At 40.8% G+C, this 10,701-nt stretch carries 12 protein-coding genes; 1 reads left to right on the top strand and 11 read right to left on the bottom strand.

All coding sequences use genetic code 11. The features are described 5' to 3' along the window. Positions 1-358: 358 nt before the first annotated feature. The 11 genes from dinB to AC1Z3K_RS18260 form a co-directional block, all read right to left on the bottom strand. Positions 359-1,471: a DNA polymerase IV gene (gene dinB, locus AC1Z3K_RS18310; protein WP_426083964.1), complete on the bottom strand. Its 1,113-nt coding sequence runs from the start codon at positions 1,469-1,471 to the stop codon at positions 359-361. A gap of 268 nt (positions 1,472-1,739) precedes the next feature. After that, a complete protein-coding gene (locus AC1Z3K_RS18305; protein ID WP_426083966.1) occupies positions 1,740-2,081 on the bottom strand; it encodes a P-II family nitrogen regulator in 342 nt (113 codons plus the stop codon). Between the two features lie 17 nt (positions 2,082-2,098). After that, positions 2,099-3,316, bottom strand: coding sequence for an ammonium transporter (locus AC1Z3K_RS18300; protein WP_426084040.1), 1,218 nt, complete (start codon positions 3,314-3,316; stop codon positions 2,099-2,101). Between the two features lie 460 nt (positions 3,317-3,776). Continuing rightward, a complete protein-coding gene (gene rsmI, locus AC1Z3K_RS18295) occupies positions 3,777-4,637 on the bottom strand; it encodes a 16S rRNA (cytidine(1402)-2'-O)-methyltransferase (RefSeq protein WP_461733535.1) in 861 nt (286 codons plus the stop codon). Between the two features lie 126 nt (positions 4,638-4,763). Beyond that, positions 4,764-5,111, bottom strand: coding sequence for a DNA replication initiation control protein YabA (locus AC1Z3K_RS18290; protein WP_426083968.1), 348 nt, complete (start codon positions 5,109-5,111; stop codon positions 4,764-4,766). Position 5,112: 1 nt separating this feature from the next. Continuing rightward, positions 5,113-5,943, bottom strand: coding sequence for a PSP1 domain-containing protein (locus AC1Z3K_RS18285; protein WP_426083969.1), 831 nt, complete (start codon positions 5,941-5,943; stop codon positions 5,113-5,115). Positions 5,944-5,945: 2 nt separating this feature from the next. Beyond that, complete coding sequence (holB, locus tag AC1Z3K_RS18280) at positions 5,946-6,908, bottom strand: DNA polymerase III subunit delta' (RefSeq protein ID WP_461733536.1); 963 nt, start codon at positions 6,906-6,908, stop codon at positions 5,946-5,948. A gap of 2 nt (positions 6,909-6,910) precedes the next feature. Continuing rightward, positions 6,911-7,240 carry a cyclic-di-AMP receptor gene (locus AC1Z3K_RS18275; RefSeq protein WP_426083970.1) on the bottom strand — a complete coding sequence of 110 codons (330 nt, stop codon included), beginning with the start codon at positions 7,238-7,240 and terminating at the stop codon, positions 6,911-6,913. 14 nt (positions 7,241-7,254) lie between these two features. Further along, positions 7,255-7,899: a dTMP kinase gene (tmk, locus tag AC1Z3K_RS18270; protein WP_426083971.1), complete on the bottom strand. Its 645-nt coding sequence runs from the start codon at positions 7,897-7,899 to the stop codon at positions 7,255-7,257. Positions 7,900-7,996: 97 nt separating this feature from the next. Then, positions 7,997-8,593: a recombination mediator RecR gene (gene recR / locus AC1Z3K_RS18265; RefSeq protein WP_426083972.1), complete on the bottom strand. Its 597-nt coding sequence runs from the start codon at positions 8,591-8,593 to the stop codon at positions 7,997-7,999. Between the two features lie 100 nt (positions 8,594-8,693). Beyond that, the gene (locus tag AC1Z3K_RS18260; RefSeq protein WP_461733534.1) at positions 8,694-9,362 is read right to left on the bottom strand and encodes an HAD family hydrolase; all 669 of its coding nucleotides are present in this window, start codon (positions 9,360-9,362) and stop codon (positions 8,694-8,696) included. Between the two features lie 389 nt (positions 9,363-9,751). On the opposite strand from AC1Z3K_RS18260, the gene AC1Z3K_RS18255 reads away from it, so the two are divergent. Then, positions 9,752-10,630 carry an AraC family transcriptional regulator gene (locus AC1Z3K_RS18255; RefSeq protein WP_461733533.1) on the top strand — a complete coding sequence of 293 codons (879 nt, stop codon included), beginning with the start codon at positions 9,752-9,754 and terminating at the stop codon, positions 10,628-10,630. The last annotated feature ends 71 nt before the right edge of the window (positions 10,631-10,701 follow it).

Here is a 10,701-nt window from a genome sequence, read left to right as displayed (position 1 = left end):
TTGGGGGTCAGTGCCGAAGTGTTCAGCTTCAAGCAATAAGGCGGAAATTCCGAAAATTGTTCTACAAATTTTTGCGAATTTCCGCCTTATTGTCGAAGAAGTTACTTCTGAAACACCGTTTATCCGGTTTTAAGGGGCTGAGGCATACTAATGTCACAGCCCCTTTTTTCGTTTCACGTCAAATTGTGTTGGTAGGGCAAAAAGCTGAATAAAATCAAAGAGCTTGAAACAAAACCAGCAATTCCTGATTTTTGTTCCAAGCTCTACTTTCCCATTCAATTTTTATTCTATAACACAACTTAAGATAAGCCTTTCGTCGAACTTGCCCCTGCTGAACAATCTCAATCACACTAACGGCTTATGTATCCCATAATGGTAAAACAATATTCTCGTAAGATAATGGATCAAGGTTTGTCAAGGTTATTCCCAGCAGACGAATCCCCTGTTCAAGTCCGCCTACCTCTTCCCAAATCAGGTTTGCTTGATAAAATAATGCTTCCTTGGTCACAATATACTCTGGTAAAGTTTTTCTTCGGGTCACAGTTGTATAATCTGCATAGCGAACCTTCAGTACAATGGTTTTTCCATGGCGCTGAACTCTCCGCAAAGACTGCTCTACCCGCTCCGACAGATTTCTTAGCTGAGTGGTCACTTCATTTTCTGTCGTCAGCGGTATCCCATATGTATGTTCTTTTCCTACTGATTTTCGGTCTCTTGTCGTGCTGACAGGTGAATCATGAATTCCCCTCACTTTTCTATAAAGTGAATAACCCATTTTACCAAAATGCCGTATTAACGTCATTTCATCCATTTTATAAAGATCCGCTCCAGTATAAATTCCCAGGTCATTCATCTTCGGTACGGTTTTTTTGCCAATTCCGTGAAACTTCTCAATCGGCAGTGCCTTTAGAAACTCTTCTGCCTCTTCAGGAAGAATAACCGTCAGCCCTTTTGGTTTTTGAAAATCAGAAGCCAGCTTTGCCAAAAATTTATTATAGCTGACGCCAGCTGAGCAGGTAAGCTGCAGCTCTCTCCAAATATCCCGCTGAATAAGCTTGGCTATCTTAATCGCCGATTTGCTTTCAATTTTATTTTCTGTTACATCCAGATAGGCTTCATCAATCGAAACAGGTTCAATAATATCCGTATAACGTCTAAAAATTTCACGAATCTGCTGAGAGATTTCAGAATATTTGTGTCGATCTCCTTCTTTAAAGATAGCCGAAGGACAAAGCTCAAAAGCTTTTTGTGCGCTCATCGCCGAGTGAATACCATATTTTCTTGCTTCATAGTTGGCAGTTGTTACTACTCCTCTGCCCCCTGTATCACTTGGATGACGTGCAATCACCAGTGGATGTCCCACTAATTCGGGATGATCCCGTTCCTCAACAGAAGCAAAGAAGGCATCCATGTCGATATGAATGATTTTTCTTGATGTATCTTTCTTTAACGGAAACCGCAGCTCGCTCATCCCTCCGCCTCCTTCCCTCCATTATAAACGAACATTTGTTCAGAAACAATAGAATACTCCTTGAGAAGATCTTAACAGCTCCTTCATTTTTTGCGTACAAAAAAATCAGCATAAGACATATATAGTCCTATACTGATTTACTAAGAATCTCTTCTATCATAATACCTTACAGCGTTTTGAAAAGACTCTTCTGACTATCAGCAAAGCATAAGCCTGAATCCAGAAGCTCCTGTTGCCTTTTCATTTGGGCTGATGTTTAACCAAACCTTTAAATTGCTTGGCTGCCCCGCTCCTTTGTTCGAATGCGGATGACTTCTTCAATAGGATAAACAAAAATTTTCCCATCTCCCACTTCTTCTGTACAGCAAATAGCTAAAATCAGGGCAATAACTTCTTCTACCTTATCATCTTCTACAATAAAACTAGCCACGACCTTTGGCAACAGAGTCGTAATAACTTCCTGTCCCCGCACATATTCCTTTAGCCCTTTTTGTCGGCCGCAGCCTAAAACCTGAGTAACGGTCATCCCGCTAGCTTCAAAATCGTGATCAATCGCATACTTCAACTCTTCCAGTTTTTCCTGTTGAATAATTGCCTCTACTTTTTTCATCTGTCTTATCCTCCTAATTAAGAATCCATGCCCGTAAACGTCGGATATGCAGTCTCATCATGTTCAATGCGATCCATCCCCAGCGCCTCTTCCTGAGCACTAACTCGAATTGGCATAAATAGCTGAATCAATTTAATAATAAGAAAGCTTGCAGTTCCTGCAAACAGCAACGTAAAAACAATACTTTCAAGCTGAGCGACAAACAGTCCGGTTTCCCCATAAATTAGTCCTGCTTTTCCGCCTACAGAAGCGTCTGCAAAGATTCCTGTCATAACCCCGCCGAAAATCCCGCCAATGCCATGACAGCCAAACGCATCAAGCGCATCATCAAAACCAAAGGTATGTTTTATCACAGAAATAAAGTAATAGCAAAATGGGCTGACCAATGCTCCGATTACAATCGAGCTCCATAGTGATACAAACCCGGCTCCTGGTGTAATTGCCACAAGTCCGACGACTGCGCCCGTACAAGCACCTACAACAGTCGGTTTTCCGTTCACTATTTTTTCAATCAGCATCCAGGACAGCATTGCACTTGCTGCAGCCGTATTAGTCGTCAGCAGCGCATGAATCGCTAAGCCGTCTGGAGCCAATGCAGAGCCGGCATTAAACCCGAACCAGCCAAACCACAGTAAACCCGCTCCTAAAACAACAAAAGGAATATTATGCGGACGGTAATCCATTTGGGTATACTCCCGTCTTCTTCCGACAACAATTGCCAGAATAAGCCCTGAAATTCCTGAGCTGATATGAACAACATTCCCCCCAGCAAAATCGACTGAACCGATTGCATCAAGAAAGCCGCCGCCCCAAACCATATGAGCCATTGGATAGTAGACAATCACTGACCATAGCCCGATAAATAAAAAGATTGCCGAAAATCTCATTCTCCCTACCACTGATCCTGTAATAATTGCAGTTGTAATCAGTGCAAACATCATTTGAAAAGCAGCAAACAACCCTTCAGGTATCCCTTCTCCTTCCGTCATCGACACCCCTTGAAAGAATACCTTATCCAAATTTCCAAAAAAAGCATTCTCACCACTGAATGAAAGAGAATAGCCGGCAATAATCCACAAAAGCGACGCCAGCCCCATCACACAAATAACCATCATCATTGTGTTAAGAATATTTTTTCTTCTTTCCAAGCCGCCATAGAAAAAGGCTAGGGCGGGTGTCATCAAAAAGACCATCCCTGTACAAATAATAATAAATGCAACACTTGCCATATCCATCATTGATTCCCTCCAATTCAGTTTTATAATCAACCTTCATTTTGATTATGTTAGATATTCTAACATCTTATTTTAATTTTTACTAGTAAAAACATTGAATATTGAAAACTTTCTGTCAATTCGTTATAAAACGCGTCATATTTTATCACATAACAACAAAAAAAAGAGTCTGAACATAGAAAACGTCCAAGCTCTTCTTTTTTTACATCCGAATAAGTGGTGAAAATGAGCAGCGTTTCTCTATGAAAAACTGCAGCGAGCAGCTGTAAGCGCAGCTTTTTCATAGCTAAATCGAGTCTGAGACAGAACTTAATTTCAAACTTTTCGTACGCTTAAATCCGAATAAACGGCGAGATAGAAACAACTTATTCAGCAATAAGCCGGGACTTAGCAAAAATTTGTGGAGTAATTTTCGTAAATCCCGGCTTATTGCTTGAAGCTAACCGCTTCTGTCTCAACCTCAATCAACGTGATACACTTTGTAAGCTTCCTGCTTCTTAATCCCTCTGACTTTAGCAGCTTCCTTAATTGCTTCTTTAGAAGTTAGTCCAGAGGCTATTAGACCATCGATATGCTCCTTAAGCGACTCCGGAAAATCAGCTGCTGCTTCCTCACCATCGCTTCCAGCAATAATCAAACAGCATTCTCCCTTAATTGTATGTTCTTCTAGATAATCAATCAGTTCATCAAGAGAACCACGGAGAAATTCCTCGTGCAGTTTGGTCAACTCCCGGCATAAAACGCCCTTTCTTGTCCCGCCGTATATCTCTTTCATATTTTTCAATGTTGCCAGTACACGGTATGGAGATTCATAAAATATCTGAGTAGAGAAAAGATTTTTTATCTTCTCAAGCTCAGTTTTTTGTTCTTTTGCTTTTCTTGGTAAAAACCCATAAAAAGTAAACGGCTGAGGCGTAATGCCTGAAGCAATCAATGCTGTTATTCCAGCAGAAGCCCCCGGCAAAGGAATCACATCAATTGCCGCTTCAATGCAAGCCAGCACTAGCTCGTGCCCAGGATCGCTAATTGAAGGCATACCGGCATCGCTTACCTGAGCAATCGTTTCTCCTGAAAGCAGTCGTTCAAGCAGCTTAGGTATCCGTTCCTTATAATTATGCTCATGAAAGCTTATCTGAGGTGTCTCTATTTCAAAATGCATCAGCAGCTTTTTCGTATTGCGTGTATCCTCACTGGCAATAACAGCGGCTTCCTTCAAACAGCGAATACAGCGAAACGACATATCCTCCAGATTACCTATCGGCGTAGGAACTAAGTAAAGTTTTCCTTTAGCAGTCTCGCCATAACTTTTTTGTTTCTGCACTCGTCTAATCTCCTCTCTATTCATCCTTAACTAAAAAGAGGCCGGGATTTATTACCATCCCGACCCCTCTACTTTTTCATTCAGCTAATGACTTCTCTAAATCTTTACTTATCTCTAAACTTCAGATTATTTACTGCGTTCTCCGTAGATAACATCCAAACAAAAAGCACATTCTTCATCATTTTCTCTACGGGAACCATATAAAATATTGCAGACATGAAAACCTTCTTCATAAAGTTTTTCCAAATTCATTCTTGATTTTGATAACTCCTGTTTTGAAGGGTCCGCTTCAGCCTGAGCAATCTGGTTTAGCTCCTGCAAATGTTCTCTCAAACGCTGATTTTCGATTTCCAGCGTTGTGTTTTTTTCAACTAGCTCGTGAAGACCATCCTTCATCTCACCAAGTCTCAGCAGGGTTTCTTTTAACTCAATTTCCAACGAATTTAACCCATCATATAGTGACCGTTTATCCATATCAATCACCTTTTTCCGATGCAGCGTTTTCCATTGCTTCTTTAAGCTCTTCATAATCGTATTCAACAGGTGTTTCTCTGCCGAATAACCGTACTTTTATAACTCTGCTTAAAAGATTCAGACCAATAACTTTTCCTTTACCGTCCGGCGTCAAAACTTCCGTACCATAATCCGGCAGCTCCTTCTTCGCTGCTTCATATTCATCGTTCTCATACTTCAAACAGCACATCAAACGTCCGCACAAACCAGAAATTTTGATTGGATTCAACGACAATCCCTGGTCTTTAGCCATTTTAATCGAAACAGGAACGAAATCTCCCAGAAACGTTGAACAGCACAGCTGACGACCACACGGACCGATTCCACCAAGAATCTTCGCTTCATCTCTAACACCAATCTGACGCAGCTCAATCCGTGTTCTGAAAATAGCCGCTAAATCCTTAACGAGTTCTCGGAAATCGATGCGGCCATCTGCAGTAAAATAGAAAATCATTTTGCTTCGATCAAATGTATATTCTACACGAATCAGCTTCATTTCCAGTTTATGCTCACTGATTTTTCCTTTAGCAACTGAAAAAGCTGCTTCGGCATCGTCAATGTTTTTCTGCTCTTTCTCCAAATCTTTGGAAGTGGCTTTATTTAAAATCGGCTTCAATTCCTCAGGAAGATCCTCAGGATCAAAAGATTTTTTAGGTATAGCTACAGTAGCAATTTGCTTAGACTGTTGAGATTCTACGAGGACTTTTTCATCATAGACATACTCTGCCTTACCAGGAGAAAAGTAATATATATGTCCGGCTTCTCTAAAACGAACGCCTACTACTTCAACCATTATTATCCTCCTATAGATAGTTTCGGGTGAATCATTCGGATGACCAGCTGCTCGCAAACACTTTGCCAGCTGACATTGGCTTCCCATTTCCGATAGGCATCCAGAATCAGCTCTACTCGTTGAGCGGTTTGTCTGATTTCTGTCTTTGAGCGCTTTTCAGTCAGGATTTTTGTCAGCTGCCCGCGATAATACGCCAGCAGCAAATCAAAGCCCAGCTTTTGCTGTTCTTTTTCTTTGAAGACTTTCAGCATTCTCTTTTGAACATAAATGAATGCCTGAAGGTCGTCCTTAACAAGATAATCAAACCACTGTTCAATGATTTCCCTAGCCTCATTAAACCATTCATCCCGAGAGATTTCAACTGCTTTCTCCAAACTATTTGTCAATGAAGCTAAAAGAACAGCTGTTTTTTCACCGACTCCTTCTGCTTTCAATAAACCGACCATTTTTTTCCCATCCAACGGCTGAAAATGCAGAATCTGACAACGGGATTGAATCGTCGGCAGAATCTTACCAATCGATTCGGTCTCTAACAGTGCAGTGACTTGTCCTTCTGGCTCTTCTAAGAATTTCAAAAGACTGTTGGCAGCGCCAATACTCATTTTCTCTGCCTGCTCAATGATAAAAACTTTTTGCTTTGTCTCAATTCCGCTCTTACTGTACTCTGATTTAAGCTGTCGAATTTGATCCACCTTGATGGTTTGTCCCTCAGGAGCGACTAACAAAACATCCGGATGTTCACCAGCGTTGATTCTGAGACAATTGCTGCATTGATTGCAGGGATTGTCTTCAATAATGTTGGTACAAAAATTTTTTTTTGTCAGCCACAAGGCAAATGCACGCTTTCCCGTTCCAGCATCTCCTTCAAAAAGATAAGCATGGGCGATTCGACCATGCTTAAAACTATTCTGCAGCTGTTTATACAGCAAAGGCTGCTGTTGTTCTAATTGCTGATACTCTTTCATAATCAATATTGATGAAATCCTTCTACTGGAAGTACAAAGACTGTTGCGCCCCCAACTTCCACTTCAACTGGATAGGGTACTTGTCCTTCCATTGTAAGATCCAAAGTCACTGGTGCAGATACATACTGTTTACGGGACTGACAGGTCTGCTTAATCAGTTCCAGCGCTTCATCCAGACGCTCATCATCAATACCAATAATAAATGTGCTGTTTCCTGCTTTTAGAAAGCCACCCGTTGAAGAAAGCTTCGTTGCTCTGATGTTGGCATCGATAAACTCATTGGCTAAACGGTTGCTGTCTTTGTCTTGAACAATTGCTAAAATAATTTTCATCTGACATCACCCTTCTAATTTCTAAAATGTTTTGGATAGCGGTTAATAATCGCCTGAAACGTTTGTTCTACTACTGATTCTAAACTCATTCTTGCATCAATTTTTTGTATCCGCTCTGGATGCTCCTCAACCAGCTTCAAATACTCATGTCGCACGCGCTGGTGAAACTCGAGCCCTTCAGAATCCAGACGGTCATACTGATTTTGCCGATGATTCTGAATCCTGCGCAATCCGGTATCTGAGTCTACATCTAGATAAACAGTAAAATCAGGAACTGTTCCTTCGATTGCAAACTCATTAATCGCTAAAATAGGAGCTACCCCAATTTTTCTACCTGCCCCTTGATAAGCCAGCGAGCTATCCACGAAGCGGTCACAAAGAACGATATTGCCTGCTTCAAGAGCCGGGAATACTTTTTCAACTAAATGCTGTCTTCTAGCTGCTGCATACAGCAGTGCCTCAGTCCGTGCATCCATTTCTCCATTTTTCGGATCCAGAATAATCTGGCGGATTTGCTCTGCAATCGGAATTCCTCCCGGCTCTCTGGTCTTTATTATTTTTGTTTCAGCTGCCAACGCCAGCCTTGGATACAATTCCTCCAGAACACTTGTTTTTCCGGCTCCATCCGGGCCCTCTATTGTTATAAATAATCCCTGCAAACTCTTGTGCCTCCATACTCTCTTTAGCTCACTATTTTACAATATTCTATAATACTCTTATTTTACTTGAAAAAGGCACCTCTGTCTAATATCCCAATCATAGTTCTCTACGGCCTTCTACAGCTTTTAGCAAAGTCACCTCATCTGCATACTCAATATCGCTGCCTACAGACAACCCATGAGCCAGACGTGTTACTTTAATCCCTGCCGGTTTAATTAGTCTTGACAGGTACATCGCCGTAGCTTCTCCCTCAGTTGTCGCATTCGTGGCAATAATGACCTCTTGAACCTCATCATCATGGAGCCGTTGAATCAGCGAAGGAATATTAATATCTTCTGGTCCAGTTCCTTCCATTGGCGACAAGACACCATGAAGCACATGGTATAGTCCATGATATTCACGTACTTTTTCCATTGCCATAACATCCTTGGATTCTTCAACTACAAGAATCGTACTTCTATCTCTCGTGGTATCCTTGCAGATATCGCAGGGATCTTCCTCTGTGATATTTCCGCAAACACTACAGAAGTGCAAATCACGCTTCACACTAATGAGCGATTTTGCAAACGTATTAACATCTTCTTCCTTCATATCTATTGTATAAAAAGCCAATCGAGTCGCTGTTTTCTGCCCTATTCCCGGCAGTTTCATGTAGCTTTCAATCAACCTGGCTATTGGTTCAGGATACTGCATAATTCTTTATACTTCCTTTCATATCGAGTGTTTAAAGCAATTATCTTCCATTATTTTGGCTCGCATTTGCTATTAGTAAACGTCCAAGATTCAACAAAAGTTAACGTAATAAAATTTCCTTAATCCGTGGATCGTTAAAATCATCAATAACAAAGTCAACTAGCCCAGTTTCTTCCAGTTGCTTATGATTTTCGTCAGTAGCTACCGCAACAATATGTTTTGCTTTAGCATTTGCCGCACCAGTCAATCCAATGAGCGAGTCTTCAAAAATAATCATCTCACTTGGCGATGCGTTAATATTTAAAGCGGCTTGAATATAAAAATCCGGAGCCGGCTTGCTTTCCAAGATGCCATCATTATAAACTACCTGATTATAATCAAACCAGCGATCCAGTTGAAAAATCTCAAAATAAAAATCAAGATTGACCTTGGGAGAAGCAGTCGCAATATTCATAGGAAAGTTATGCTCCTTCAAAAATTCAAAATAATCCACCACTCCTGGAATTAGCTGTTGGTGCTCTTCCTTCACTACCAAATCGCGGTAAAGTGCTTCTTTGCGGTCAGATAATTCTTCGCCCTCTGTTTTCGTCAGCGGCTTTCCTAAGATTGCTTCTATAATCAAATGATTCGTTCGACCATGAACCTGACTAAATTCCTCTTGGGAAAATTTACGCCCAATCAGCTCTTGAATAAACTGCTGCCATGCTTCCTCATGTAAATAGGAATCACTAAATAAGGTTCCATTAAAATCAAAGATAACAGACTGCATCTTTCTCCTCCTCCATCTGACTGCACAGCAGCGCAGTACATTTTTATCTTTTATAATAAGAATTCAATCTTTTCTTCTCAAACAAAATCAGCACTCTATACTCTTTTCTCATAAAAATAAAAAAATCAGCCGCCTTCTGAGTGCTTCTGTACATCTTAGCAGCCAATTTCTTTCTTTAGCTCTATTGTCTATTTTAACACATTCCTGTTATCAAAAACAAAAAGCATTCCTGTCATCTCAACTGATTATATTTCTATTTTTCATTTGCAGTCTTCAACTTTTTTGTATGGCAATTTTTGACCTTTTCGATAATATCCGACATAAAAAGTCGAATGATTCCCTTACGAATTATGATATGATGTGGATACTAAAAAAGGAGATAATTACTTATGAATTGGATGAAACAAATCAACGAGGTAATCGAATACATCGAAGCAAACCTTGAAGGGGATATCAATAATGACGAAATCGCACTACTAGCTAATTGTTCTATCTATAATTTTCAGCGAATGTTCTCTTATATTGCCGACAAATCATTAAGCTCTTATATTAGAGAACGGCGCCTGACCAAAGCTGGTGTCGCCGTCCAGCATACCAAAGAATCCATTGGTACAATTGCCAACCGCTACGGATATGATTCTCAGGATTCATTTGCCCGGGCCTTTAAAAAATTTCACGGGGTTCTTCCTTCCGAGGCAAGAAAGGCTCCTCATTCCTTAAGGTCAACCTCAAAATTGCATTTTGAATTGACTGTCAAGGGGGATTTTAATATGAACTATTCTATTGAAGACTGGCCGCAGTTTTCAATAGCTGGATTTATCCACAAGCTGGATAAAGAAACCATTTATCAGTCGGTTCCCCAAGTGTGGGAAACCCTATGGCGCTCCAAACAAATAGAACAGCTGATTGAACTGTTTAAGCAGACGGATTATCGACCTGCTGGCTTCATCGGATCAAGCATTCATGATTCAGAAAATACTGTTGACTATTTGACTGGCGTTACTAATTATGTTGACGCTCCTGATGTACGCTATGCTGCACCACTAGCAGGGATGGAGGAAGTCACCATTCCAGCTTCAACCTGGATTATCATTACAGCAAACGGAAAACTACCGGAAGCCACCCAGCTTCTCTATCAGCAATTCTATAGCGAGTGGCTGCCAAGCTCTGATTATGTATTGTGCGATATCCCTGTAATAGAAAGCTATATGCAAAATGACAGACAGGAGATATGGGTTGCTATCAAAAAAGCAGGAGACCGCACCTGACACTGTCAAAAATTGCTTCTGACTACTGACAGGTGAATAGCTCCTTTAGTACAATGAATGTATCCATTAAA

It is taken from the genome of Enterococcus sp. LJL128, assembly GCF_056924295.1.
The sequence above is the reverse complement of the archived record's forward strand: the minus strand, read 5'-3'. Positions and strand labels throughout refer to the sequence as shown.

What these genes read in the sequence shown, in the direction of transcription:
- dinB (WP_426083964.1), bottom strand. Translation starts at nt 1,471, where the DNA reads ATGAGCGAGCTGCGGTTTCCGTTAAAGAAAGATACATCAAGAAAAATC.
- AC1Z3K_RS18305 (WP_426083966.1), bottom strand. Translation starts at nt 2,081, where the DNA reads ATGAAAAAAGTAGAGGCAATTATTCAACAGGAAAAACTGGAAGAGTTG.
- AC1Z3K_RS18300 (WP_426084040.1), bottom strand. Translation starts at nt 3,316, where the DNA reads ATGGATATGGCAAGTGTTGCATTTATTATTATTTGTACAGGGATGGTC.
- AC1Z3K_RS18290 (WP_426083968.1), bottom strand. Translation starts at nt 5,111, where the DNA reads ATGGATAAACGGTCACTATATGATGGGTTAAATTCGTTGGAAATTGAG.
- AC1Z3K_RS18285 (WP_426083969.1), bottom strand. Translation starts at nt 5,943, where the DNA reads ATGGTTGAAGTAGTAGGCGTTCGTTTTAGAGAAGCCGGACATATATAT.
- holB (WP_461733536.1), bottom strand. Translation starts at nt 6,908, where the DNA reads ATGAAAGAGTATCAGCAATTAGAACAACAGCAGCCTTTGCTGTATAAA.
- AC1Z3K_RS18275 (WP_426083970.1), bottom strand. Translation starts at nt 7,240, where the DNA reads ATGAAAATTATTTTAGCAATTGTTCAAGACAAAGACAGCAACCGTTTA.
- recR (WP_426083972.1), bottom strand. Translation starts at nt 8,593, where the DNA reads ATGCAGTATCCTGAACCAATAGCCAGGTTGATTGAAAGCTACATGAAA.
- AC1Z3K_RS18260 (WP_461733534.1), bottom strand. Translation starts at nt 9,362, where the DNA reads ATGCAGTCTGTTATCTTTGATTTTAATGGAACCTTATTTAGTGATTCC.
- AC1Z3K_RS18255 (WP_461733533.1), top strand. Translation starts at nt 9,752, where the DNA reads ATGAATTGGATGAAACAAATCAACGAGGTAATCGAATACATCGAAGCA.